This is a genomic window from Rossellomorea oryzaecorticis, assembly GCF_038405515.1.
Lineage (GTDB): Bacteria > Bacillota > Bacilli > Bacillales > Bacillaceae_B > Rossellomorea > Rossellomorea oryzaecorticis_A.
Window position 1 is genome coordinate 1 of the sequence record NZ_JBBYAF010000045.1, and the last position, 25,174, is coordinate 25,174.

29 protein-coding genes and 1 riboswitch are annotated in these 25,174 nt (G+C 40.5%); of the genes, 23 read left to right on the plus strand and 6 right to left on the minus strand.

Going from position 1 to position 25,174, the window contains the following annotated elements; genetic code table 11:
* Positions 1-453: 453 nt before the first annotated feature.
* Together AAEO50_RS17970 and AAEO50_RS17975 are read left to right on the plus strand one after the other, a co-directional pair.
* Positions 454-1,374: a peptidoglycan DD-metalloendopeptidase family protein gene (locus AAEO50_RS17970; RefSeq protein ID WP_341985699.1), complete on the plus strand. Its 921-nt coding sequence runs from the start codon at positions 454-456 to the stop codon at positions 1,372-1,374.
* Between the two features lie 75 nt (positions 1,375-1,449).
* Positions 1,450-1,586, plus strand: a riboswitch (FMN riboswitch).
* A 157-nt stretch (positions 1,587-1,743) separates the two neighbouring features.
* Positions 1,744-2,313, plus strand: a complete 570-nt coding sequence (locus tag AAEO50_RS17975) for an ECF transporter S component (RefSeq protein WP_341985700.1) — start codon at positions 1,744-1,746, stop codon at positions 2,311-2,313.
* A gap of 110 nt (positions 2,314-2,423) precedes the next feature.
* On the opposite strand, the gene AAEO50_RS17980 is transcribed toward AAEO50_RS17975, so the two are convergent.
* The gene (locus AAEO50_RS17980; RefSeq protein ID WP_341985701.1) at positions 2,424-2,672 is read right to left on the minus strand and encodes a ferredoxin; all 249 of its coding nucleotides are present in this window, start codon (positions 2,670-2,672) and stop codon (positions 2,424-2,426) included.
* A 225-nt stretch (positions 2,673-2,897) separates the two neighbouring features.
* Here AAEO50_RS17980 and AAEO50_RS17985 point away from each other — a divergent pair, with 225 nt between their 5' ends.
* From AAEO50_RS17985 to AAEO50_RS18005, 5 genes are all read left to right on the plus strand, one after another.
* Positions 2,898-3,959, plus strand: a complete 1,062-nt coding sequence (locus tag AAEO50_RS17985; protein ID WP_341985702.1) for a helix-turn-helix domain-containing protein — start codon at positions 2,898-2,900, stop codon at positions 3,957-3,959.
* On the plus strand, positions 3,943-5,406 hold the full coding sequence (locus AAEO50_RS17990) for an ATP-dependent DNA helicase RecQ (RefSeq protein ID WP_341985704.1): 1,464 nt from the start codon (positions 3,943-3,945) through the stop codon (positions 5,404-5,406). The genes AAEO50_RS17985 and AAEO50_RS17990 overlap by 17 nt, the downstream gene beginning before the upstream one ends.
* Before the next feature lie 9 nt (positions 5,407-5,415).
* On the plus strand, positions 5,416-6,030 hold the full coding sequence (locus AAEO50_RS17995; protein WP_341985705.1) for a CPBP family intramembrane glutamic endopeptidase: 615 nt from the start codon (positions 5,416-5,418) through the stop codon (positions 6,028-6,030).
* A complete protein-coding gene (locus AAEO50_RS18000) occupies positions 6,008-6,703 on the plus strand; it encodes a LysM peptidoglycan-binding domain-containing protein (RefSeq protein ID WP_341985706.1) in 696 nt (231 codons plus the stop codon). Before AAEO50_RS17995 ends, AAEO50_RS18000 begins: the two co-directional genes overlap by 23 nt.
* Positions 6,704-6,820: 117 nt before the next feature.
* Positions 6,821-7,276: a DUF2663 family protein gene (locus tag AAEO50_RS18005; protein WP_341985707.1), complete on the plus strand. Its 456-nt coding sequence runs from the start codon at positions 6,821-6,823 to the stop codon at positions 7,274-7,276.
* A gap of 56 nt (positions 7,277-7,332) precedes the next feature.
* Here AAEO50_RS18005 and AAEO50_RS18010 read toward each other — a convergent pair whose 3' ends face one another.
* From AAEO50_RS18010 to AAEO50_RS18020, 3 genes are read right to left on the minus strand one after another with little or no spacing between them, the layout of a single operon-like run.
* Positions 7,333-7,902 (minus strand): manganese catalase family protein, encoded by a 570-nt coding sequence (locus AAEO50_RS18010; protein WP_175991173.1) that lies wholly within the window; start codon positions 7,900-7,902, stop codon positions 7,333-7,335.
* Between the two features lie 27 nt (positions 7,903-7,929).
* Positions 7,930-8,190: a spore coat protein CotJB gene (locus tag AAEO50_RS18015; protein WP_341985710.1), complete on the minus strand. Its 261-nt coding sequence runs from the start codon at positions 8,188-8,190 to the stop codon at positions 7,930-7,932.
* A 5-nt stretch (positions 8,191-8,195) separates the two neighbouring features.
* Complete coding sequence (locus AAEO50_RS18020) at positions 8,196-8,417, minus strand: spore coat associated protein CotJA (RefSeq protein ID WP_341985711.1); 222 nt, start codon at positions 8,415-8,417, stop codon at positions 8,196-8,198.
* 144 nt (positions 8,418-8,561) lie between these two features.
* On the opposite strand from AAEO50_RS18020, the gene AAEO50_RS18025 reads away from it, so the two are divergent.
* The 7 genes from AAEO50_RS18025 to AAEO50_RS18055 all read left to right on the plus strand — a co-directional run bounded on the left by AAEO50_RS18025 (position 8,562) and on the right by AAEO50_RS18055 (position 14,959).
* Positions 8,562-9,206, plus strand: coding sequence for a CBS domain-containing protein (locus tag AAEO50_RS18025; protein ID WP_341985712.1), 645 nt, complete (start codon positions 8,562-8,564; stop codon positions 9,204-9,206).
* Between the two features lie 63 nt (positions 9,207-9,269).
* The gene (locus AAEO50_RS18030) at positions 9,270-9,653 is read left to right on the plus strand and encodes a hypothetical protein (protein ID WP_341985713.1); all 384 of its coding nucleotides are present in this window, start codon (positions 9,270-9,272) and stop codon (positions 9,651-9,653) included.
* The gene (locus tag AAEO50_RS18035; RefSeq protein ID WP_341985714.1) at positions 9,646-10,413 is read left to right on the plus strand and encodes a metallophosphoesterase; all 768 of its coding nucleotides are present in this window, start codon (positions 9,646-9,648) and stop codon (positions 10,411-10,413) included. Before AAEO50_RS18030 ends, AAEO50_RS18035 begins: the two co-directional genes overlap by 8 nt.
* 97 nt (positions 10,414-10,510) lie before the next feature.
* Complete coding sequence (locus AAEO50_RS18040; RefSeq protein ID WP_341985715.1) at positions 10,511-11,419, plus strand: MerR family transcriptional regulator; 909 nt, start codon at positions 10,511-10,513, stop codon at positions 11,417-11,419.
* A gap of 72 nt (positions 11,420-11,491) precedes the next feature.
* A complete protein-coding gene (locus AAEO50_RS18045) occupies positions 11,492-12,079 on the plus strand; it encodes an adaptor protein MecA (protein WP_341985717.1) in 588 nt (195 codons plus the stop codon).
* A 251-nt stretch (positions 12,080-12,330) separates the two neighbouring features.
* The gene (locus AAEO50_RS18050) at positions 12,331-13,608 is read left to right on the plus strand and encodes a Glu/Leu/Phe/Val dehydrogenase (protein ID WP_341985718.1); all 1,278 of its coding nucleotides are present in this window, start codon (positions 12,331-12,333) and stop codon (positions 13,606-13,608) included.
* A gap of 382 nt (positions 13,609-13,990) precedes the next feature.
* On the plus strand, positions 13,991-14,959 hold the full coding sequence (locus tag AAEO50_RS18055; RefSeq protein WP_341985719.1) for a YpdA family putative bacillithiol disulfide reductase: 969 nt from the start codon (positions 13,991-13,993) through the stop codon (positions 14,957-14,959).
* Between the two features lie 48 nt (positions 14,960-15,007).
* Here the strand turns inward: AAEO50_RS18055 and AAEO50_RS18060 are convergent, their stop codons facing one another.
* Positions 15,008-15,982 carry an asparaginase gene (locus AAEO50_RS18060; RefSeq protein ID WP_341985720.1) on the minus strand — a complete coding sequence of 325 codons (975 nt, stop codon included), beginning with the start codon at positions 15,980-15,982 and terminating at the stop codon, positions 15,008-15,010.
* An 87-nt stretch (positions 15,983-16,069) separates the two neighbouring features.
* Here AAEO50_RS18060 and prsW point away from each other — a divergent pair, with 87 nt between their 5' ends.
* Positions 16,070-16,756, plus strand: coding sequence for a glutamic-type intramembrane protease PrsW (gene prsW / locus AAEO50_RS18065; protein WP_341985721.1), 687 nt, complete (start codon positions 16,070-16,072; stop codon positions 16,754-16,756).
* A gap of 71 nt (positions 16,757-16,827) precedes the next feature.
* Here prsW and AAEO50_RS18070 read toward each other — a convergent pair whose 3' ends face one another.
* The gene (locus AAEO50_RS18070; RefSeq protein ID WP_175991184.1) at positions 16,828-17,172 is read right to left on the minus strand and encodes a hypothetical protein; all 345 of its coding nucleotides are present in this window, start codon (positions 17,170-17,172) and stop codon (positions 16,828-16,830) included.
* A 587-nt stretch (positions 17,173-17,759) separates the two neighbouring features.
* Between AAEO50_RS18070 and sleB the strand changes: the two genes are divergently transcribed.
* From sleB to fni, 8 genes are all read left to right on the plus strand, one after another.
* A complete protein-coding gene (sleB, locus tag AAEO50_RS18075; protein WP_341985738.1) occupies positions 17,760-18,560 on the plus strand; it encodes a spore cortex-lytic enzyme in 801 nt (266 codons plus the stop codon).
* 14 nt (positions 18,561-18,574) lie between these two features.
* Positions 18,575-19,921, plus strand: coding sequence for a germination protein YpeB (gene ypeB / locus AAEO50_RS18080; protein ID WP_341985722.1), 1,347 nt, complete (start codon positions 18,575-18,577; stop codon positions 19,919-19,921).
* Positions 19,922-20,156: 235 nt separating this feature from the next.
* Positions 20,157-20,804: a flagellar brake protein gene (locus AAEO50_RS18085; RefSeq protein WP_341985723.1), complete on the plus strand. Its 648-nt coding sequence runs from the start codon at positions 20,157-20,159 to the stop codon at positions 20,802-20,804.
* Positions 20,805-20,873: 69 nt separating this feature from the next.
* Positions 20,874-21,062, plus strand: coding sequence for a YpfB family protein (locus tag AAEO50_RS18090; protein ID WP_341985724.1), 189 nt, complete (start codon positions 20,874-20,876; stop codon positions 21,060-21,062).
* A gap of 119 nt (positions 21,063-21,181) precedes the next feature.
* Complete coding sequence (cmk, locus tag AAEO50_RS18095; RefSeq protein WP_425383222.1) at positions 21,182-21,850, plus strand: (d)CMP kinase; 669 nt, start codon at positions 21,182-21,184, stop codon at positions 21,848-21,850.
* 1 nt (position 21,851) lies between these two features.
* Positions 21,852-22,424 carry a lysophospholipid acyltransferase family protein gene (locus AAEO50_RS18100; RefSeq protein ID WP_341985726.1) on the plus strand — a complete coding sequence of 191 codons (573 nt, stop codon included), beginning with the start codon at positions 21,852-21,854 and terminating at the stop codon, positions 22,422-22,424.
* A gap of 123 nt (positions 22,425-22,547) precedes the next feature.
* The gene (gene rpsA / locus AAEO50_RS18105) at positions 22,548-23,681 is read left to right on the plus strand and encodes a 30S ribosomal protein S1 (RefSeq protein ID WP_341985739.1); all 1,134 of its coding nucleotides are present in this window, start codon (positions 22,548-22,550) and stop codon (positions 23,679-23,681) included.
* Between the two features lie 14 nt (positions 23,682-23,695).
* Complete coding sequence (fni, locus tag AAEO50_RS18110) at positions 23,696-24,751, plus strand: type 2 isopentenyl-diphosphate Delta-isomerase (RefSeq protein ID WP_341985727.1); 1,056 nt, start codon at positions 23,696-23,698, stop codon at positions 24,749-24,751.
* Positions 24,752-25,174: the final 423 nt, after the last annotated feature.

A 25,174-nucleotide genomic window follows, 5' to 3' on the forward strand; every position in this document is an offset into this window, starting at 1 on the left:
GTCCATTTCGTTTACTCATTTTGGCTCCTCCTTTGATACTTCTATCTTAATATCTTTAGAAGTAGGTGTCCAAAAGAGTAAAGGGGCTAAATAGAATTGTGCCGGATTTCAATTAATAGAATTGAGCCACTTGTCGAATTTTCTCTTTAACAAGCCCACTCAAATTTAAAGTAGCCACATCCCAGGAATAACCCTGGCACAAAATAGCCAGACACACCAAATAAATAGCTAAAACTAGCTTTCCAGCCAGCCTCATCTTCACTTTGCCTCTCCTTGCCCAGCCGCGCCTGCATTTTCTCCGTATATTTATCTCCATTCTACGCAAACTACCGGAAGGGAAATTTTCACATTTCATATTTTTGGAAGGTTGTACATACAGTTTTAAGTATAGACATTTTAGGCTATTCACAGCCTTTAATGTGTAGTACTTGGAGAAGTATAAGGAGGACGAGCATGCTTTTGGATTATGCAAGAAGGATATTGATTGTTATTTTATTGGCTCTTTGTGTGAGTATCATGTTTCTTACCGGCAAGGAAGTAAAAGCCATGGGTAATGAAAAGGATGGCCAGTGGGTTTTTCCCGTAGAAGGGGTCATAACCGATGTCTATGGCACGCGATCGGGCACTCATAAGGGGATGGACATAGGGGGAGATATCGGCTCGCCCGTATATGCGGCTGCAGATGGAGTAGTGAGTAAATCGTATTATTCTGAGAGTTATGGACATGTGGTGTTTGTCTCTCATGGGAATGGATATGAAACAGTATATGCACATCTCCAAGATAGGGGAGTGTCGGAAAATCAGCATGTTTTAAAGGGTGAGCAGATTGGAAGTGTAGGTAATACGGGCAGGTCTACAGGGGCGCACTTGCATTTTGAAGTCCATAAAGGAGAATGGACCCTTGATAAACTAAATGCAATCGATCCTTTTGAACTTTTCGGGGAAGGGGAAGTCGGGCAGCTGGTTTTCGCGAAAGAACAAGACCCTTACCAGACTATTGAAGTATCATCGAATCTAACTCAACTTCCTGTTCATCGGACAGACCAAAAGTGGAACGATGTAACGGAACCTCACGTCATACATACAGTAAAAAAGAATGAAACATTATGGGGGATTTCAAAGCAATATGGTTTGAGTGTTGAAGAAGTAAAAGAATGGAATGACATTCAATCCTCGCATTTAAAAATCTATCAAAAACTCATCATTCCCCGCCAATTGAATGATGACAGGTACATTGTAAAACAAGGTGACACGCTTCATTCAATCGCAAAGAAACACGGTATCGATCTGACGGAGCTTTTAGGCCTGAACGACCTAACCATGTCAGATGTCATCTACCCGCACCAAAAGTTGAAAATCAGGAAGGAAAGGTGATTACTTCGAATTCGAAATGTTATCCTTTCCAATCACTGTGCTTTTATGTATAATGATAATGTATAAAAAAATAAGATTCGTCTTCGGGGCAGGGTGAAATTCCCTACCGGCGGTGATGGAACCATTATGGTTTCTAAGCCCGCGAGCCTTTAGGGGCAGGATTTGGTTAGATTCCAAAGCCGACAGTATAGTCTGGATGGGAGAAGATGAAGGTTTTAGCCAAAACGTTTAGAAAATGGGAAGCTGAACGTTTATTTGGGTACGCCTTTTCAAACTCCGGGATGCTATTTTTGATCTGGGAGTTTTTTAGTGCTGCTATGGCTGAACGATCTTCGAAGTGAGATGAATCTCCAAAGGGAGAGAAAAGTAATGAAAAAAATGACTACTCGTACGTTTGTAACAATCGGTATGTTAAGTGCCATTTCGTATGTATTGATGCTTTTTAACTTCCCAATTCCGCCGTTTCCTAAATTTCTGATGGTTGATTTCAGCGATGTACCTGCGTTGATTGCCACTATTACTTTAGGGCCGCTTGCCGGCATACTAGTTGAATTATTTAAAAATATCATTGACTATGTAATGACTGGCAGTGACACAGGTGTTCCAATCGGACACTTTGCAAATTTTGCAGCAGGAGTATTTCTGATTCTGCCTACTTATTACATTTATTCCCGTTTTCAATCCAAAAAGGGGTTATTAGCGGGCTTGGTTACAGGAACCATCGTTATGAGCATCGCTTTAGGGATACTGAATTATTTCATCCTGCTTCCTGCTTATAAGTATTTCATGAATTTTGAACTTCCTGCAGGAATCATCATTACAGGTATAATTCCTTTTAATATTCTAAAGGGTGCGCTGATAACGATTGTCTTCTTATTATTGTTTATGCGTCTCCAAGGCTGGCTTACAAAACAGGTTACATTAAACCGGGCGGCTTGAGACTGAATATAAAGAAAGCTCTGTCAGCTTGGCTGACAGAGCTTTTTACATGTATAGAACTACCTCAAAATAAAAAGCGGCCGGTAATCGGCCGCTTTCTTGTAAGGGGACTATTCAAATTTTAGTGCGTCTCCATTAAATGGTTCGTCTGCAACTTTGATCGAGTCTGTCGGACAACCTTCAAATGCATCGATCATGTCATCTTCAAGCACATCCGGCACTTCAACAGTACCTTCGTTATCATCGAGGGTAACAAATGCAATACCTTCATCATCATAGTCGTAAATGTCGGGAGCTGCGGCTCCACAAGCACCACATGCAATACATGTATCTTTGTCAACGATTGTATATTTTGGCAACGAAAAAACCTCCTGAAAATAATTCTATATAATCAATCATTCATTATACAAAAAATTAGTTAGAAAAATAACCTAATTTATATTTTATAGAGGAATGCAAAACATTTCAATAGTTATACCCTGTATTTATTATATTTATCCTATCTGTTAAAAACAAAACATCGAAAGAGTTGCAATTCATGGTACAATATTTGACAATAAGCTGCAAAACAGAGGAGCCATCCAATGACCTATCTTAACTTTGTTATAGTATATTGTTTAAGGCAGTTAAATGGTGAACGTTCCATTTACTCTGTTTATCATATTCTGAAAGGGAAGAAATCGTCTCAGTCGATACAGGACGCACATTTATTTCAACTACAGTCTTTTTTTCTGTCACTCCCCAACCTATCGAGAAGCTATTTTAATGAAAAAGTGAACAAGTTAGCAGATGGAAAGTTCATCATCGTTAATGAAGAGTCGAAGGCGGAAGTTACGGAAAAAGGGGAAGAAGTATTAAAACAGTTCAAAATGACAGCATTTTTTCCACACCATATGAATGGGCTGGTCTATGGCGACCGGGCGTTCGTGTGCTGGAGAAGGTTAAACTTACTTGTACAAGTACTTTCAAATATGAATCATAAAGAAACTTCGTATTTTCCTGTTCAGCGCGGCAAGAATGTACAGGAATGGATCAAGAAATTTGTAAGGGGAGTCCCGGATAAAGACCAGCTGGCGCGTTCACTTTTTAAGGAACTTCATGGTGTGTTTAGTGAAATGAAAGGGAAAGATCCTTCTCTTCTTGTATTCCGGTTAACAGGCTATCAGGATTATGGTTTGACTGAAGTTCAAGCCGCAGAAAAGTTGAATCTTCATGGAGAGGAATATCGTTTTAGATTCCTTGACTTCCTCCACGGGTTATTGGTGAGAATAGATCAGCAGAAGGGGAAGTACCCCATATTATTTTCATTAAGTGAAGTGAGTCAGCAGCAAAGGGACTTGACGCTCTCGACTGCCAAGACATTCGATTTATATGAACAGGGTTATTCGATCTCTGAAATTTCACGAATCAGAAAGCTGAAAGTCAATACAATAGAAGATCATTTCATTGAAATCATTTTAACGAAAGAGCATTTCGATACAGAGTGCTTTATTTTGTCTGATGACTTGCATAAAGCAACCTCAGTGATCGCGCAGCTGGGTACGAAAAGACTGAAACCGATAAAAGAACGGCTCCCTGATTTAACTTACTTTCAAATCAGAATCGCGATTGCAAAGGCTGGTGGACGAAATGAATCTCCAACATGAACTTAATCAAAGGTTTGGCTATCCTTCATTCAGAAGAGGGCAGTTAGAAGTGATACAGTCGGTTATGAACGGTCGGAACACATTGGCTTTGCTTCCTACCGGAACAGGCAAATCACTGTGTTTTCAACTGCCGGGGTATTTACTGGATGGACAAGTCATCATCGTTTCACCGCTTCTTTCATTGATGCAGGATCAAGTGGAGCAAATGAAAGTAAAAGGGGAAAAGAAGGTCATTGCCATTAATTCCTTTTTACCGTTTCCTGAAAAAAAGCGGGCTTTGGAACGATTACATATGTATAAATTCATCTTTATATCTCCTGAGATGCTGACTAATTCAGATGTCATGGCCGCGGTTCAATCCTTGCATGTATCTTTATTCGTCATTGACGAAGCTCACTGTATCTCGCAATGGGGTCCTGATTTCCGGCCTCATTATTTAAAGCTCGGGGAAATAAGGAAGGTGCTGGGGAATCCCGCGACGCTTGCATTAACTGCGACTGCGACAAAAGAAGTAAGGACCGATATCAGAAAAGTGCTGCAGCTGGATGATGCTGTCGAGATTATCTATTCAGTGGACCGCCCGAATATTGCCTTAAATGTTGAAAAAGTCAATTCTCATCAGGAAAAAGTTAAAAAGCTTATTGAATACACTGCTTCCTTAAAGGGAGCGGGGATCATCTACTTTTCAAGCAGAAGGCTTGCTGAAGAAATGGCTGCCGTTCTCAGGGAAAATGGAATAGAAGATGTCACCCATTATCATGCAGGAATGGAACAAGAGGAGAGAATCCTCATCCAGCAGCAATTTCTGACAAATAAGTTACGTGTGATTTGCGCAACATCCGCTTTTGGAATGGGTGTGAATAAAGAGAATATACGTTTTATCATTCACTTTCATTTTTCCTCAAGTGTGGAGGCTTACCTACAGGAAATCGGGAGAGCGGGAAGAGACGGAAACAAAAGTGCAGCGATCGTCCTATATACAGATCAGGATTTTTCATTGCCTTTACAGTTAATAGAGGGGGAGCTGCCCTTTGATGAACAAATCGAAGGGTTTGTCACTTCCCATCGAACAAAATCGGAAGAAGAGATGACTTCGTTTTTACAGCTTTCGGATATTCAGTACAGATTTTTGATGCATTACGCCAATGAAGGGCCAACGAACGATCAGCCCCGGCTGATAGGTGAAATAAAACATTTACGGGATGAACGGATCCAATATAAGAAAGAAAAGCTCCTAACAATGGCAGGATGGCTGAAAGGTGATTCCTGCAGGAGGGAAGCTGTCCTTCATTATTTTGATGAAAAATTGACGGATCCCCCTGAAGAATGCTGTGATATGTGTGGGTTCAAGATTTCAGAATTTCATTCATTTAATGCAGAGGAAAAAGTGAACACCATGCAGGAGATGCATTGGGAACAAAGATTAGAAAAAATATTAATGGGATAAGTGATATGGATGAAGAAACAAGGCGAAATAATTAAACAGCTCACAAAAAAACAATTAACCTTTCACTTGTTTTTTACTCAAATAGTACTATTAACGATTTCCTTTTTATTAGGTATATTCTTATTTGAAGATTGGTCCACTTTTGGAAGTCAGTTCCGATGGACATCATCCATTTGGACAATCGGGCTTACCTTCGGAGTGATCGTAGTCATACTGGATCTTGTAATGATGAAGTACCTTCCACCTGGTTTTTACGATGATGGCGGAGTGAATGAGCGGATATTTTCAGACAGAAGTACAGGTGAGATTGCGCTGCTTGCCATCGTCATTGCAGTCAGTGAAGAAATATTGTTCAGGGGTGTGATACAATTTCACCTTGGGCTGATTCTTTCCAGTATCATTTTTGCTGTTATTCACTTTAGGTATTGGGCTCATTGGTTTCTTATATTGAATATTGTTGTTTTGAGTTTTTGGATTGGTATCATTTATGAATGGACCGGAAATTTATTGGTCACCATTATGATGCACTTTATCATTGACTTTTTATTGGGGCTGTACATGCGTTTTAAGGTAAGTCAAGCAAGTAAAGAAGGGATGTCTCATGAACAAAGACCCATTTCGTAATCAAGCAGATAAATTAAAACAGAAGATTGAAAGAGTCCAAGAAGAACCGAGACCTAAAAAGAGGGAACCACTGCCGCCAAGAAGCGAACTTCATCGTGAAAAGAAGAAAAAAAACAAAGTGAAACTGAAATACCCATTAATCAGTCTATTGCTTTTATTCTTTATTCTTATGCCTTTGACTGTATTTAGTATATATTCATATTTTGATAGCCGTAATGGACCCTTAGTGGTCCTTTCAGAAGAAAATAATGAAGTGGAAGAAGTTCAGTATGATCGTAATGATGAAGAAGAGGATAGTGGAGTGGTTTCAAAGGAAAATCCTGAAGCTGAACTACCTGATGAGGATGAAACAACAGTACCGGAAAATAGTCAGAAGTCTGTAAAGGATGCAGAGGGTACGAAGGATGAAAAAAAACTTCCTGCTGCAAAAGCAGCCGAGGTAAAAGAACCGGAACAAGAAGAGCCGGCAGCTGAAGAGGTTGATTCAGTCCCGACCCAAGAAACAAACCCTCAGATTGTTTATCATACCGTTCAGCCACAGGAAACGATTTTTCGCATTGCAATGAAATACTATCATTCACAAGATGGCATCGAAAAAATAAAGCAGGCAAATAATCTGCCAAGCAACGAAATACAATCCGGACAAGTCTTGAAGATACCAATGTCGGAATAATTAAAGCCTCCCCTTTTGGGTGAGGTTTTTTTATGCGAATTTAGCTGGATTTTTCGGAGTGTAAGATTCTATGCAAATGGACAAGTTCATAGAATGAAATGAGGGGAGGAAAAGAGTATGCATGATTCGATCCGCGAAATTGAAGATTGGACAGATCAAGCAACAAAACAAATGCTGAATAACCTTGTTGAAAGAAAGCAAAAGTTTGATCGGGCAAAAAAAATGCATTTATATATATTATGGATATCGATTTTCACGGCATTTTGCTTCATGTATTATTTAACAAAGGCTGTGCTGGAACCATACTCATATTCTTTTGGGGCGATGTTTTCCGTCTATGTCTCTGATTCGATCCATTTATATATATCATTGTTTCTTGCGGGACTTTTCGGAGCTGTAAAAGTCCTTTATCAGAAGAAAGAGAAAAAAGAAAAAGAATACCAGGACCTCCGCAAAGAAATCATTGACCGAAGCAAAGATCTATGGAAAGAAGAAGCCTGGAAAAAACGTCACCAGGTTTTCGATAAAATGAAAAGCCAATTTGACATCAACCTTTATCATGGCAGTAAGTAAGGCAGTATCATAAAATGCGTTTGACGAATAAATCACCAAACGCATTGCTTTTCATTTTAGAAGAAACGCTTCTTTCCTTGTTCATCTTTAAGTATTTCCGCAGCTTCCCTGAAACGCTGTGAGTGAACGATTTCCCGCTCCCTTAAATATCTGAGCCCATCATTCAAGTCGGGGTCATCACTTAAATTGATGATCCATTGATAGGTTGCCCTTGCCTTTTCTTCTGCTGCGATATCTTCATAGATATCGGCAATCGGATCCCCTTTTGCAGCAATGTAAGATGCGGTCCACGGCACGCCTGCAGCATTATGATAGAAAAGGGCGCTGTCGTGGTTTGCATAGTGTGCATCCAATCCGGCTGCTTTCATCATTTCCGGGGTGGCATCCTTTGTCAATTTATAAATCATGGTTGCAATCATTTCCAAATGTGCAAATTCTTCAGTACCGATGTCCGTAAGCAATCCAATTACCTTGTCAGGAATCGTATATCTCTGATTTAAATATCGTAAAGCAGCTGCCAGCTCACCATCAGCGCCTCCGTATTGTTCCACCAGGTATTTTGCAAGAGTCGGGTTGCATGTACTCACTCTTACAGGGTATTGAAGTTTCTTTTCATATGCCCACATTTGAATGGATTCCTCCCTTACTCATTTCTATACCTGCCATGGCCAGGGTGCATCTTTCCAGTCCCATGGATAATTTGAGTAGCTGTACCCAAAGTTCGTCAATGGGCCAAATTCTTTTTCGAACTTCTTTTTGATTTGCTTTCTTGTTTTTACATACATGTTGTATTGAGAAATGGCATCATGATCATCAGGGTGTGTATCAAGATAAAGGGTCAGTTCAAGTATCACAAAGTCAACAGCTTGTAACTCCTCCATTATTTCGTAATAATGTGCAGGAAGTTGTTTCATGGCTTTTATTCTCCCTTCATTTTTTCATAGGGACTGTAGTAGGGATCATAAAACACTTTCCATAATGTCCCCTTTCTCAATGCTTCTTTTGGTGCAAATTGTTCCAAGTTAGGCGGCTGAAACCCTAAGAAGAGGTTAGGAGGTGTCGAGTAAACCTTAGTGGTGATTGGTTTACATGGATCGAAAGGGCTCACATAAGGGTGCCAGCTTCTATAAAATTCATGCACAAGTATCCCTCCTGTATAGAAATTCCTTCGTAACAAGATATGAAACAACATAAGAGAACATGTTAGCAAAATAAATAACTGCATGAAAGAAGGGATATCACTTTAAAATGTTGAATAAATAATTTGTAGGATATTATTAAAGAGGTGGTTCAATTGTTCGTAAAAAATGCAATGATTCCAAAACACAAATGCTATGTGGTCAATGAAAATGATTCAATCGAGAAAACATTGGAAGTAATGGAGCATCATAAGATTGACGGACTTCCGGTATTATCGAATGAGAAGTACGCAGGGGTCGTCACCCGTTACAATATTTATCAGAATTTTTTCCTTTCAGGAATGGAAAGAGATAAATTCCTTAAAGAAACAAAAGCTGTTGATATTGCCATCCACCAGGATAATTTCTTGGTTGAAAGCAATGTATTTGAAGATACATTAGTGGAATTACAGGATTTCCCGATTCTATCTGTCATCGATGAAAATAAAAAGTTTCTTGGTTTAATTACACGCTACGATGTGCTTGATCAATTCAAGAGCGCTTTCGGAATGGAACGAAAAGGAGTCAGGATTGCTTTTACATCCGTTGAGACAGAAGGCAGAATAGCACGTCTTGGAGATATCATCCAGCAATATTCGGAGTCGGTTATTTCTCTCGTCACTTTTGATGCTACAGACAAGCTGCTAAGACGAATCGTCCTTAAAATTGAAAAGAAAGATAATATCGATAAGTTCATTAATAAATTGGAGAAATCAGGCTTCAGAATCCTGCATATTAAGGAAGAAGATTAATTCACAATAAAATTCACTGTATGAAATAAAATCCTTCTCATAAGATTTATGGGAGGGATTTTTTTGATGCATTTCACGGTCAGGCTGATTGGAACTTTTATTTTAGGGTATTTATTCATCAAATGGTTTCCGGATTTTGAAGCACAGCGTACATCGGATGTGCTTGTCGAGCTGGTCTTGCATCCGGTTGAATTCTTTGCTGCATCAATCGTGTTTATTTTGGGATTGATCGTGCAGGGGAGTTTAATGAAGTTCGAATTATATTATGTAATGCGGTTATTCAAGGGGCACATACATAGGGAACTGATGATCGTTCCTGTACATGTAGGCATGATCTATGGACTGACGTTAATTGGAATGTGGGAAACGTTGCTTTTTTCCATTTTAGCGGTCTTTTATGGTATTATTTCTTTAGATTTGCGTCGGCAAGGAGGCCATCATGCTTGAATTCATAAGTGTTTTATTAATAGGAGGAGCAGCCCTTCTCCTTTTTATGTTATACGAAGCCCATCGAAATGAGATTAAGCCCCATTTATTTACATTCCCCCATTTTCCGCAAGGCGTGACATTGACGATTTTCTTTATATCAGACATACATAAACGCAAGCTGGATTCACATCTAATTGAACAAGTACGGAAAAAAGCGGATATCGTCGTGATAGGAGGCGACTTAACAGAAAAAGCAGTCCCGTTGTCAAATGTGGAAGAGAATCTAGAGAAATTGGCAGCCATCGGGTCTGTTTATTTTATTTGGGGAAATAATGATTATGAAGTCAATACCGAGGAATTGAGAAAACTGTTAAAGAAAAAAGGGGTTCAGGAAATCGTCAACGATTCGGTGAGTTTGAAACTTGGCAGTGAAGTCATCAATCTGATTGGGGTGGATGATGCAAGTACCCAGAGAGCGGTATTGCCTAAGGCACTTTCAAAGACAGATCCTTCAGCTTTCAATATCTTATTGAGTCATGATCCCCGTTTGGTAAAACAGGTAAGAAAAGAAGACGGAATTGATCTGATGTTAAGCGGGCATACCCATGGAGGTCAGATCCGCATCCTCGGATGGGGCCTCTACAAGAAAGGAAGAGTAGAAGAACTTCCTCAGACTACGTTATTAGTCAGCAATGGTTATGGCACTACAGCTCTGCCGCTAAGATTAGGTGCACCTGCCGAAACACATCTGCTCACGATTAAGAGGGAGTCGGAATAAACAAAACTTATTCATTGCCTATACAAATTTTACACCGCAAGAAATCTCTACTATAATCTAAGAGAATATATGCAAATGAGAACCATGGGGGATTTCTATGAACGATCAAAATACGAACGGAAAATATAATATTAAAGCAGTATCAAACATTCTGGGGATACAGCCGGGAACCTTGAGGGCTTGGGAGAGAAGATATAATATAATAGCCCCGGTGAGAAACGATTCAGGGCATAGACTGTATACGGAGAAGCACCTGAGTATCTTAAAATGGCTCGTTGTGAAAGTGAAGCAGGGGTTTACGATCAGTCAGGCGGTTGCTTTATTGGACAAACAGGAACTGGAAGAAAATGAAGTCACGGAAACCGTGCATCAGGATAGGAGTAAGAGTATTTCTGATGAACTGCTTAAAGCACTGCTCAAGTTTGATGAATTTAAAGCCCACGAGCTGATCAATAAAGCGTTCTCCATTTATACAACCGACAAAGTGGTGATTGATATACTTGGCAGTTTGCTTGTGCAAATCGGTGACCTGTGGGAAAAGGATAAAATCACCACTGCCCACGAACATTTCGCAAGCTCCATCCTGCGTTCCCGTATTGGCAGCATCATGCATTCTTTCCCCCACAACGGGATTCTGCCGAAAGTGGTTGCTGTGTGCGGGCCGGGGGAATGGCATGAATTGGGGCTTCTTATCTTTACATTGTATGTACGGAGAAAAGGGTTCGAAGTCATTTATCTTGGTTCCAGTATTAAAGAAAATGATATCGATATTGTACTGAACGAAGTGGAACCGAAGTTTCTGTTCTTTTCATGTACAATGAAAGAGAATGTCAGCCATTTATTAACACTTGTTTCTTCTCTGAAAGTTGAATATGAAGGACTGGAAATTGGAATGGGCGGATTTGCAATCGATCACTTACCTAAGGCTGTTAAAGAAGAATACAAGGAACATATCCTCGGACAGTCCAAAGTTGAATGGGAAGAATGGTTAAAAAGTAAAATATAAAGTGTCTATGCACTGTTTTGTGCCCCCTACATAGTATGGTGGTAAGTCGTCACACTCTTGGGGGGCACACAAATGAGACTTGAGCGAATTTCCGATAATAAAATTAAATTTTCCATAAGTGTAGAAGAGCTTGAGCAAAAAGGCTTGTTTGAGCAGGATAAATGGAAAGACTCATTGATGTGGCATGATCTGTTTGAAGATATGCTGGATGAAGCGCAAGGAAAGTTTGGCATTGAGGCACAAATGGAAATCACAGTGGAAATTGAATCATTCGATGAACAAGAAATCTGTATGATTCTCACGTTGGAACTGGACGATGAAGATTATTCAGATTTTGAAGGAAGCATCGAATTATTTCAACCAATCATAGAAAAAGACCTATTGTTCCACTTTGCTGATTTAGAAGGGGTCATCGATGTGCTGAACAGGCTCAAGCATACACAAAAGTTTCAGTCCGGCACCATTGAAATCAGTTTTTTTCATTTTGAAGGAAAATATTATCTGCTATTTGAGAATATCCCCCGAAGCCAGCATATCCTCATCGAATCAATTGTCCATGAATATGGAACATTGTCGAATCAAACCAAATACATGATTCTGGAGTATGGTCACACGATCATTCTGAAACAGACGATGGAAATGTTGACTAAGTATTTTTAATAGAGGTTTTGCTGATCACTTTTAGGTTTTTTATTCCTAAAGGTGTTTTTATTTTCAGTTGTTTCAAAATGATGAATCAGGGAATGGATAATAAAGAGAGCCAGGCAATAACACAAAAATGACAGCGTTTTCAAAAAAGTTATCGTTTTTTGATTTTCTATCTTTGCAAGAGGAAATCAAACGTGTATACTATGTCATGAAAGCGGACAAGGGTCCGCTGAACAGTGAATGATACTGGGAGGTTTACATACATGGTAGCCGAGAAGGAGAAAGAAAATCACCAAGCATCTGAAAAGAATGATGTATTGAAATCCACACAAACGGTTATTCATCTCGCATTAGATAAATTGGGATATCCTGAAGAAGTATATGAGTTGTTAAAAGAACCTGTAAGAATGTTGACAGTTAAAATACCTGTAAGAATGGATGACGGCAAAGTTAAGGTTTTCACAGGCTATCGTGCCCAGCACAATGACGCTGTTGGACCTACCAAAGGCGGTATTCGTTTCCATCCAAATGTAACTGAGAAGGAAGTGAAGGCGCTTTCAATTTGGATGAGCCTGAAATGCGGTATTGTCGACCTGCCTTATGGCGGAGGAAAAGGCGGCATCATTTGTGACCCCCGCGACATGTCCTTTAGAGAACTGGAGCGCTTGAGCAGGGGATATGTAAGGGCCATAAGCCAAATTGTCGGTCCTTCCAAAGATATACCGGCCCCCGACGTTTTTACAAACTCACAAATCATGGCATGGATGATGGATGAATACAGCAGGATAGATGAATATAATTCACCTGGTTTCATTACAGGGAAACCGCTGGTACTTGGAGGATCTCACGGGAGGGAAACGGCTACTGCAAAAGGTGTGACGATCTGCATCCATGAAGCAGCTAAGAAAAAAGGGATCAAACTTCAAGGTGCCAGGGTCGTTGTACAAGGGTTCGGTAACGCGGGAAGCTTCCTTGCGAAATTCATGCATGATGCTGGTGCCAAGGTCATTGGGATCTCAGATGCGTATGGAGGGCTTCATGATGAAGACGGTCTGGATATCGATTATCTGTTAGATCGGAGAGACAGCTTCGGAACAGTAACAAAATTATTTAACAACACGATCACAAATCAGGAATTGCTTGAACTAGATTGCGATATACTTGTTCCTGCAGCTATAGAGAATCAGATTACTGAAAAAAATGCACACAACATCAGAGCAAACATCGTTGTAGAAGCAGCAAACGGCCCGACAACATTGGATGCAACAAAGATCCTGACCGAAAGAGGGATTTTACTTGTACCTGATGTTCTCGCATCTTCCGGGGGAGTCACAGTCTCCTACTTTGAATGGGTCCAAAACAATCAGGGTTATTATTGGACGGAAGAAGAGGTAGAAGAAAAACTTGAGAAGATCTTAGTCAATTCATTCAACAACGTGTATGAGACTTCCCAAACAAGACGGGTGGACATGAGACTTGCCGCCTATATGGTAGGCGTAAGAAAAATGGCCGAAGCCTGCCGCTTCAGAGGATGGATTTAATTTCATTAACTTTCAATACAAAAAGGATGGGGTTCCCCGTCCTTTTTTTAATTTGAGTTACTAAAAGATTGTTTCGATTTTGTGATAAATAATCAGTTGCTTTGACCAATTAATGAAATTACTCCATAATATTCATGGAGAATGTTTTGTTTTTATATGAGAACAAATACTATATTAATAAATGAATTATTTCTTTAGACCGTTCCAGCTGTTGATTGGAGTGGAAGACGAAGACTCCTGCGGGAGAAGTGGCCAAGGTGAGACCCCGCAGGCGTAGCCGAGGAGGCTCATCGGTCACCCGCGGAAAGCGAAGTCTTCCACGGAAATCAACAGCGGTAATTAACAGTCAAAGATACAAAGCAATATGAAGGAGTGCCTGAAGTTGAGAAATGAAGAATGCATCATCGTCGGCGGAGGACCATGCGGTTTATCAGCGGCGATTCACCTTAAGGAACAGGGGATCGATCCTTTAATCATTGAAAAAGGTAATATTGTAAACGCGATTTACAATTACCCTACACATCAGACCTTCTTTTCCTCCAGTGAGAAACTGGAGATCGGCGATGTACCATTCGTGATTGAAGAACATAAACCGAGGCGTAATCAAGCCCTTGTTTATTATCGTGAAGTGGCAAAGCGGAAAAATGTTAGAATCAACCGTTTTGAGTTGGTGAAAAAAGTCGAGAAAAAAAAAGAAGAAGGGTTCATTATTTCCACTTCAAAAGACACGTACCGGGCAAAGCACGTCATCATTGCGACAGGATATTATGATAACCCGAATTATATGGGCATCCCTGGCGAAGACAAAGAGAAAGTCTTTCATTATTTTAAAGAGGCCCATCCATTCTTCGATACAGACGTGGTCGTAATCGGCGGGAAAAATTCAGCAGTGGACGCTGCAATAGAGTTAAATAAAGCAGGTGCAAGGGTTACGGTCCTTTATCGCGGCAGCGAGTATTCCAAAAGCGTGAAGCCTTGGATCCTTCCAAATTTCGATGCCCTTGTACGCAATGAAGAAATAAAGATGGAATTCAATGCGCAGTTGAAAGAAATAAGGGATGATGAGGTCCTTTATGTAGCAGAAGGTGAAAAGAAAGAAATAAAGAATGATTTCGTATTTGCCATGACGGGCTATCACCCTGATCATAGTTTTCTTACCAAAATAGGCATTGGTATTGACGAGGAGACTGGCAGACCTGCATTTGATTCTGATACGATGGAAACAAATGTCGAAGGTGTCTATGTAGCCGGGGTGATTGCTGCAGGTAACAATGCAAATGAAATATTTATTGAAAACGGCCGCCACCATGGCGGACTGATTGCAAAATCAATCATAGGAAATCGAAAGTAAAGAAAGAGCCCGGATTGTATGCGGGCTCTTTTGATGTGTGTATGTTCATTAATTTCTGAAGATCTGTTCTAGTTGTTTAAAGTCATTGGTTTGAGACAAGGCAACCATAAGTTTGATCCGGGCTTTTTGTCCGTTCAATCCATTGGAGAAAATGACTCCTTTTTCCTTTAATTGTTTTCCCCCGCCAGTGTAGCCGTATACATCTTGAGCAATCCCATTAAAACACCTGGAAACGAGGACGACTGGAATATTATTTCCCAAAAGTTCGCACACGCCAGGTACCGCTTCGGGTGGAAGATTTCCCTGTCCGAGGGCTTCTATGATCACCCCATCATACTGGAGTTCTTTAAGCGCGAACAATAAACTGGAATCCATACCAGCATATGCTTTTATGAGTGTCACTCTTTTTGTGATGTCACATGTTTTGTACCTTTCCGAAGAAGTTGGCTGGTGGTGATACAATATTCCTCTTTTCGTCACAATTCCTATTGGACCATATTGCGGACTCTGAAAAGTTGATACATTACTCGTATGAGTTTTTGTCACGTTCTTCGCAGAATGAATTTCATCATTCAATACCACCAGGACACCTTTATCCTTTGATTGAGCTTCTGCTGCCACACGAACGGATGAAATCAGATTATAAAGGCCATCCGCACCAATTTCATTGCTGGACCGCATGGCGCCGGTGACGACAATTGAAATGGGCAGGGAAATCGTCAGATCCAGAAAATAAGCTGTTTCCTCAAGTGTATCGGTTCCATGAGTGACAACAACCCCGTCGAACGAACGTTTTTCATACTCTTTCTCTATCAGGTGTTTAATCTTATGCATATGTTCAGTCGTGATATGGGGAGAAGGAAGGTGAAATGCTTCGATGACCTGAACATTGGCTAAATTAGAAACCATCGATGTTTGAACCGACAGTGGATTCTCTTTACCCGGAACTACAGATCCCGTATCCTTGTCCTCCATCATCGAGATGGTTCCTCCAGTATGTATGACTAGTATATTTTTTTTCATAGCATCATTCCTCCTGGGATTTTCTTATTTTCATTCCTACTTTATCATGATACGATTAAGAAAACTGAAAGAAAAGAGGACTTTTATATGCTGGTGGTTTTATCAGCGGGTATAGCACCAGGGTTAGCTCTATTAAGTTATTTTTATTTAAGGGATGAGTATGATGCTGAACCGTTTGCGTTAGTATTTAAAACCTTTATATACGGTGTTTTGATTACCTTTCCAATTATGTTTCTCCAGTATGTATTAAAAGTGGAAGGGGTTTTTACATCTAACTGGTTTAATGCATATATTTCTTCGGGATTACTGGAGGAATTTTTTAAATGGTTTATCCTTATGGTTGCCATCTTCCAGCATTATCATTTTAATGACCCATATGATGGCATTATTTACGGTGCAAGTGTATCACTGGGATTTGCCACGGTTGAAAATATATTATTCCTCTTAGCGAATGGAGTGGAATACGCGTTTGGAAGAGCTTTGATGCCGGTATCCAGTCATGCGTTGTTCGGTGTTATGATGGGATATTACCTCGGTAAAGCGAAGTTCTCTATACGGGATCAGCGTCACAAGTGGCTGCTTATATCCATATTGGTTCCGTTAACATTGCATGGAACATACAATTATATCTTTTTGTCTGAAAAGAATTGGATTTATTACATGATTCCTTTCATGTTATTTTTATGGTGGATCGGGTTAAAGAAGGTCAAACATGCACACCGTTTGACAGCCAGTAAATATTCTCCTGCAGAGTTGAAAAAAGAGATTCTTTAAAAATGCACTTAAAAGCGTTGAATCAAAAAGAAAAAGCCTTCCAGGATAGGATGGCTTTTTTTGATGGGAATTTACTTGTAAGCAGCGGCAAGATCGGTCTTTGGCGCTTCCTTACGTTTCACTTCATCAATCTTGTTCACAAACATTTGGAACACTTTCCTTTTTTCATCCAGTTCTCTTATGTACTCTTTTAATTCGCTATACTTTTCCTCAAAAGGCTTATGATACATTTCGCGGATATTTTCGATGATTTCTTCATTCACAGTAGACTGGATTACCTGCTTGGTAATTCCGTACTTATATGAATAAACCTTCAATTCCTTTTTCACATCATCGTAATCGGTATTGATTTGATCCAACACCTCTGAGATGTCATCTTTCCATTCATCCAACGATTTCGCTAAATAATCCTCCATAACTGCCTCCCCTTTGTAAAAGACTTGACTTGCCCTCCCATCATTATAACGAATGATGTTTACATCCCTTTTTCTGAAACATTACATTGTCTTATCAAAGTGTGGCACTAATTTGTTTGGCTTTTTTTATACCGCTGTTGATTTCCGTGCAAGACTTCGCTTTCCGCGGGTGACCCGTGAGCCTAATCGGTCGTAACTCCCTGCGGGGTCTCACTTGTCCAGCTGCAGGGCTTAGAGGCACATGTCATAAGCCAAACCGGCCAAGAAGGCAAAGAGCGCCTTCCAGGCCGGTTCGTCTTATGCCACCCGCCTCTGAGCAAAGCCCTTCCGCTTTTCTAATTGGCCACTTCTCCCGCAGGAGTCTTCGTGTTGCACTCCAATCAACAGCTAGAACCAGTTTGATATAACATTTCAATGAATGCCTCCTCCTTTGAATAATGTAGATGTTCTGTAGAGTTTGCCAATTTTTATTTTTCATCTTGTATAAAATGGGTGTCTCTACAAAAACTAGGGTTAATGTTAATTGAAGATATGGAGGGTAAAGCATTATGAATAGTCGTTTCAAATGGTTATGTACATCCGTTGTCATGGTGCTTGTTTGTTCCTTTATGATGATTTCATCAGAAGGGGAGAAAGCAGACGCTTTTACAAATCAAGTCATTCAACATGGAGCTACTGGTGAAGACGTAATTGAACTTCAATCAAGGCTTCAATATATTGGCTACTACAATGGGAAAATCGATGGGGTTTTCGGGTGGGGAACCTACTGGGCTTTAAGAAACTTCCAATATGAGTTCGGCCTGCCCATTGATGGATTAGCTGGTGCCGAGACAAAAGAAAAATTGGTGAAAGCATCAAAGTATAATAAAAAATTTGTACAAGAACAAATTCAAAAGGGAAAAAAATTCAGCCATTATGGCGGAACTGATCTAAGCAAGCAGAAGGGAACAGGTGGTGGAGGAGGCGGTAAACCAGCACAGCAGCCAAAAGAGACACCTTCCAAACCGACAGCTGCAAACACTCCAAATGGATTCTCTCAAAATGATATACAAATCATGGCTAATGCCGTATATGGTGAAGCGCGGGGTGAACCTTATGAGGGACAGGTTGCGGTGGCTGCAGTCATTTTAAATCGTATAGACAGTGCTTCATTCCCTAATACCGCAGCAGGAGTCATTTTTGAACCGGGAGCTTTTACGGCGGTGGCGGATGGACAGATTTATCTGACTCCGAATGATAAAGCGAGAGAAGCTGTGCTAGATGCTATTAATGGATGGGATCCATCGTCCAATGCACTGTATTATTTTAATCCTGTTACAGCAACAAGTGATTGGATTTGGTCAAGACCGCAGATTAAGCAGATCGGGAAACATATATTCTGTAATTAACGAGGTGAAGGATATTGGTACGTAGTATATTAATAGCTGTACTCGTCATCGGAGTCGCTGGAACGGCCTTTTGGGGGTATCAGGAACATCAGGAGAAGAATGCGATCCTGATCAACGCAGAAAATAACTATCAGCGAGCATTTCATGAGTTGACCTACCAGGTGGACCTTCTTCACGATAAGATAGGCACAACCCTTGCAATGAATTCAAAGAAGTCATTATCACCGGCACTCGCAGATGTTTGGCGCCTTACGTCACAGGCACACAGTGACGTCGGGCAATTACCGTTAACATTGCTGCCATTCAATAAAACCGAAGAATTTCTTAGTAATATCGGAGATTTCAGTTATCGTGTAGCGGTACGGGATTTGGACGACAAGCCACTAAGTGATAAAGAATACAAATCACTTGAACAACTTTACAAGCAAAGTGCGGATATCCAAAAGGAATTAAGAAAAGTCCAACACTTGGTCATAAAGAATAATCTCCGCTGGATGGATGTTGAAATGGCCCTTGCTTCAGGTAAGGAGAAGGCTGATAACACAATAATCAACGGCTTTCAAACAGTAGAGAAAAACGTAACAGGCTATGATGAAGCAAGCTTTGGATCCACTACCTTTGTGAACAGTCAAAAAAGAGATGAAAATTTCAAAAAACTAAAGGGCGAACAGATTTCTAAAAAAGAAGCTGTCGCGATATTAAGAAAATATTCGGGGATAGATGAATCCAATGATGCAAAAGTAGCGAGCAGCGGTAAAGGGTCCAACTTCAAATTCTATAGTGTTTCAATTGGCAATGGCGAGACTGAGGCTAGTATGGATGTGACTCAAAAAGGCGGTTATCCAATATGGTATATCAATAATCGCGAAGTAAAAGAAAGTAAGATCAGTTTAAACAAAGCTGCAGAGCATGCAACAAACTTCCTGAAAGAAAATAAGTTTGAGAAATTGGAGTTATTTGAAAGTGTCCAATATGATAAGCTGGGGATATTCACCTATGTCACCGTCATTGATGGTGTGCGGATTTACCCGGATTCGATCAAAGTGAAGGTCGCTTTAGATAACGGTCAAATCGTAGGATTTGCAGCAGAGGAATATTTAAGGAATAATCATGACCGTGAAATCGCAAAACCAAGCCTGACACTGGAAGAAGCGAAAAAAGAAACAAACCCTAACTTGAAAGTTATGGAGGAAAGACAGGCTGTTATTGTAAATGACTTGAATGAAGAAGTGTTATGTTACGAATATTTAGGTATGCTCGGTAATGACACCTATAGGATTTTCATCAATGCAAATACTGGAGAAGAAGAGAAAGTGGAAAAACTGAAAAATGCAGAACCGATTTACGAAGAAGTCTTATAAGAAACGAAAGACGGTATCTTTCTCAGGATATCGTCTTTTTGATTTTTGGCGCGATTAGCACATAAAAGGTCGAGGCGAGTCTTGCTTCGCCCGTTGTGTGGCAAGTGAGGGATTGCGCGGAAACAAGCTGGAGTTTTTGAGTTAAATTAGTAAAAAAAGTATGGAAAGGAAGGATTTTACGTGACATAATATAGGTACATAATAACGGAAGCTCAGAAAGTGAGAGGTATGTTCAATGATCAAAGCTGGAACAACACTGCAACTAGAACCTATACATAATGACACATTGGAAAAGTACCGCTGCAGGGTAGTGGAATCTGGAAGTGACGGAATCTATATTGATTATCCCATACATACACAAACTGGTAAAACCGTCTTCTTGATGAACGGAACCCAGATTAAAGCAAGCTTTATTCAAAATGAACAAACCGTCCTTATGTTCGAGACGGAAGTCCTGGGCAGGAAAATCGCCAAGATTCCCATGATCCATATTCACTATCCGGGAGAGGAAGAACTGGTTAAAATCCAAAGAAGACAATTCGTTCGGGTGGATGCTACTGCTGATATCTCACTTTACTTCAACGACGAATATCATCCAACGGTCACAGAAGATATCAGCGCCGGGGGATGTGCTGTACTAATAAGGAATGGAATGGATGTTGCGCAGGGGGCAAGAATCACGATGATCATCGTCCTGACGATGCAGACTGGAGAATGCCACTACCTTGAAATAGCAGGAAGTCTCATCAGGATTTGGGGGAAAAATAATAAAAAGATAGCAAGCATCCAGTTTCTAAACTTAACAGAAATCCAGCGTCAGATTATCATGCGCTATTGTTTTGAAAGACAATTGGAATTAAGAAAGAAGGGTCTGCTTGAATAAAATACCAAAACTTACACATACTTTTTCTTAAAGAAATTCTTTCTTAATGATAGGAAAAGAGTGAAGCGGATGAAATCAGTGGAACGGATATTAATAAAGCTCGCCATTTTCCATTTTATTATACTCCTGGCTGTACAATTTGTTTTTCATGAACTTAATATACTGCCGGAACTGCATAAGATTGTATTTTATGAAGGGGTGGAAAAAATGGAATATAGTGAAATAGTGGAGACCATATCAGGAAACCGAAGCAGGTGAGTGCAGCCTGCTGTTTTTTTTGATAAGTAAGCGATTTATAGACAAAGTTCTTATTAAGTTTCTCTGGATTTATGATAGAATAGGTAAGAAATTATAAGGAATTTAAGTAGGTGGATGTTTTGACGAAATTAAGAATTGCCATTGACGGACCTGCTGCAGCAGGGAAGAGCACCGTCGCGAAGATTGTTGCAGGTAAATTATCCTATCTTTATATTGATACAGGAGCTATGTACCGTTCGCTGACATATAAAGCACTGAAATCAGATGTGGATCTGCATGATCAGACAGAACTGACAAAACTCTTAGAAACAACAAAAATTGAACTGGAACCTTCCGATAAAGGCCAGCTTGTGTACCTGGACGGAGAAGATGTAACAGATGAAATCCGTCAATCAAAAGTAACAAATTCAGTATCACATGTGGCTGTCCATTCCCAGGTCAGAGAAGAAATGGTGAAAAGACAGCAAAAACTGGCGAGTGAAGGCGGAGTGGTAATGGACGGAAGGGATATCGGCACGCATGTTATACCCGATGCCGAGGTCAAAGTTTTCTTGCTTGCCAGTGTAGAGGAAAGAGCTCAAAGAAGGCATGATGAAAATACAGCAAAAGGTTTTCCTTCTGACCTTGAAAAATTAAAAGAAGAAATTGCACTCAGAGATAAAATTGATTCTGAACGTGAAGTCGCTCCTTTGAAAAAAGCAGATGATGCCTTTGAAATCGATACGACTTCATTAAATATATCTGAAGTTGTTGACCGAATTATGTCTCTTGTGGAAAGGATAGGTTAACGTGAATCTTTATTCATTTGCCAAAGGTTTAGTAAAGTCGATTCTTTCCCCTCTTTACCGTATCGAAGTTTCGGGATTGGAGCATTTTCCAAAGGAAGGCGGAGTTTTACTTTGTGCCAACCATATTGATAATCTGGATCCTCCCGTTGTCGGTATCACAGCTCCAAGGCCGGTTTCATTCATGGCGAAAGAGGAACTTTTCAAAGTACCGGTACTTGGGAAGATTCTACCACGGATCCATGCCTTTCCTGTGAAAAGGGGAATGAGCGATCGTGAAGCTCTTCGTAAAGGATTAAAAGTGTTGAATGACGGAAATGTTTTAGGTTTGTTCCCTGAGGGTACTAGGAGTAAAACAGGGCAAATCGGCAAGGGGCTGGCAGGTGCCGGATTCTTTGCTTTACGCTCTGATGCAAAAGTTGTGCCGTGTGCAATCATCGGCCCTTATAAGCCCTTTAAAAAGTTAAAAGTGGTGTATGGTCCGCCGATTCCAATGGAAGAAGTGAAAAAACAAAAACTCAATGCTGAGAAAACGACTGATATCATTATGGAACATATAAGAAAACTGATGGTTTAACAGGAGTTTCTTGCTTGACAAATAGTTCTATTTATTAGAAGTTAATAGAAAGACTAATTTATTTAAATTGTGTAAAAATTCACAAAAATAAAATCTTTGCAGTCATGGATTAAGGAGGAGTACATAATGGAAGACATGAATGGAATTGAAGTGAAAAACCTCGAAATTGGTGAAAAAGTAAAGGGAACCGTCACTAAGGTCGAAGAAAAACAAGTCCTAGTTGATGTTCAAGATAGTAAAGTGGATGGCATCATTCCAATTAGTGAACTCTCAAGCCTTCACATTGAGAAAGCTTCTGACGTTGTCGGTGAAGGAGATGTACTGGAGTTAATCGTGACAAAAGTGGAAGAAGAACTGCTCGTTCTTTCAAAGCGTAAAGTAGATGCAGAAAAAGCATGGGAAGAAATGAAGAGCCGCTACGAGAATGGGGATGTTTTTGAAGCGGAAGTCAAAGACGTTGTAAAAGGCGGTCTGGTTGTCGATCTTGGAGTGAGAGGTTTCGTACCTGCTTCTTTAGTTGAAGACTATTATGTGGAAGATTTCTCAGACTATAAGGATAAGGTTCTTACATTTAAGATTGTTGAATTAGATCAAGAGAAAAACCGCTTAATCCTTTCTCATCGCGCCGTAGTGGAAGCGGAAAAACAAGAACAAAAAAAGCAGCTTTTAACTGACATTGAATCCGGTGCCGTGCTTGAAGGTACCGTTCAACGGATCACTGACTTCGGTGCATTTGTCGATATTGGTGGTGTGGACGGTCTGGTTCATATTTCCCAACTGTCACACGAGCATGTCGAAAAGCCTTCTGACGTGGTTTCTGAAGGGCAGCAGGTCCAAGTCAAGGTGTTGAGTGTAGACCGTGATAATGAAAGAATTTCATTATCAATTAAAGAAACACTGCCTGGACCTTGGAGCGATATTTCTGAAAAAGCACCTAAAGGCAGTGTGCTGGATGGGGTCGTTAAACGCTTGGTGTCTTATGGAGCATTCGTAGAGGTATTCCCAGGCGTCGAAGGATTGGTGCACATCTCTCAAATCTCACATAAACACATCGGTACGCCGCATGAAGTATTAAAAGAAGACCAATCGGTTAAAGTAAAAGTATTGGATGTAAATGAATCAGAACAACGTCTCTCTCTAAGCATTAAGGCATTGGAAGAGAAGGAAGAAGAAGTGACGGATTACGAAATGCCGGAAGAAAACACGGGATTCCAATTAGGTGAAATGATTGGAGATAAGTTAAAAGATCTTAAATAAAATGGTGATGGACTTTGACAAGAGCTCAACGAAAACGGGATCATATAAATTACGCCCTTTCTACAGGGCAGCAGGATAAGGCGGGCTTTGAAGATATCAAGTTTGTCCATCAAAGCCTGCCAAATACGGCACTTGGTGAAACTGGGCTCCAGTCCCGAATTGGCGAACTTTCTTTAAGTTCGCCAATTTTTGTGAATGCAATGACGGGTGGAGGCGGAGAATACACTTCAAAAATCAATGGTGACTTATCTTTACTCGCAAAGGAAACTGGAATTGCTTTGGCCGTCGGTTCTCAGATGTCAGCTTTAAAGAGTCCCGATGAACGAAGAACTTATGAAATCGTTCGAAAGAACAACCCGGAAGGCATTATCTTTGCGAATCTGGGGAGTGAAGCAACCGTCCAGCAAGCAAATGAAGCAGTGGAAATGGTTAAAGCGGATGCTCTCCAGATTCACCTGAATGTCATTCAGGAATTGACCATGCCTGAAGGAGATCGTGATTTCAGAGGTGCACTTGAAAGGATTGGTGAAATCTCAGAACGATTACGAGTTCCGGTCATTGTGAAAGAAACAGGTTTTGGTATCAGTAAAGAAGCAGCCCGCGCACTTTCGGAAACCTCAGTTTCGGCAATAGATGTAGGAGGCTACGGCGGCACGAATTTCTCTAAAATAGAAAATCAGCGCAGGCAAAGGATGCTGGATTTTTTTGATGATTGGGGAATTCCTACTGCTGTCTCCATTGTTGAAGCTTACTCAGCCAGTGATTTGCCCATTATGGCATCAGGGGGTATCCGGAACAGTCTGGAAATTGTTAAGGCGTTAAGTTTAGGTGCATGCTCTGTCGGCATGGCTGGAGCCATTTTGAGGAGCATAGTTGATAAAGGTCTAACGGATACAATTGAAGAAGTAAATGAAATCCATACTGATATACGATATCTCATGTGTGCTTTAGGGTGTGAAAAGATTGAAGATTTGCATGATGTGCCCATGATTATATCTGGTCAAGTGCATCATTGGATGAAGGTTCGGGGATTGGAACCCGAGAAATTTAGTAAAAGACAGCGGAAATGATTAAGCGAAGTGGCTTGTCATAAAATTGTTTTAGTCTAAGTAAAACCCGAACTAATTAGCCTTTCGATAGGCAAATTAGTTCGGGTTTTTAGTTTGTTTAAATTTACAATGAGATTTAGCACTTTCCAGCGTTTGATTGGAGTGCAAGACGAAGACTCCTGCGGGAAGAGTAGCTTATAAGAAAAGCGGAAGGGCTTTTCACAGAGGCGGGGGGCATAAGACGAACCGGACTAGAAGGCGTTCTTTGCCTTCTTGGTCGGTTTGGCTTATGACCTGTGCCTCTAAGCCCTGCAGCTGGCCATGTGAGACCCCGCAGGCTTGCCGAGGAGGCTCACGGGCTACCCGCGGAAAGCGAAGTCTTGCACGGAAATCATTAGCGGCATTAGGAGCCTTTACTGAAATGATTCGTCTTAGTATGGTGGT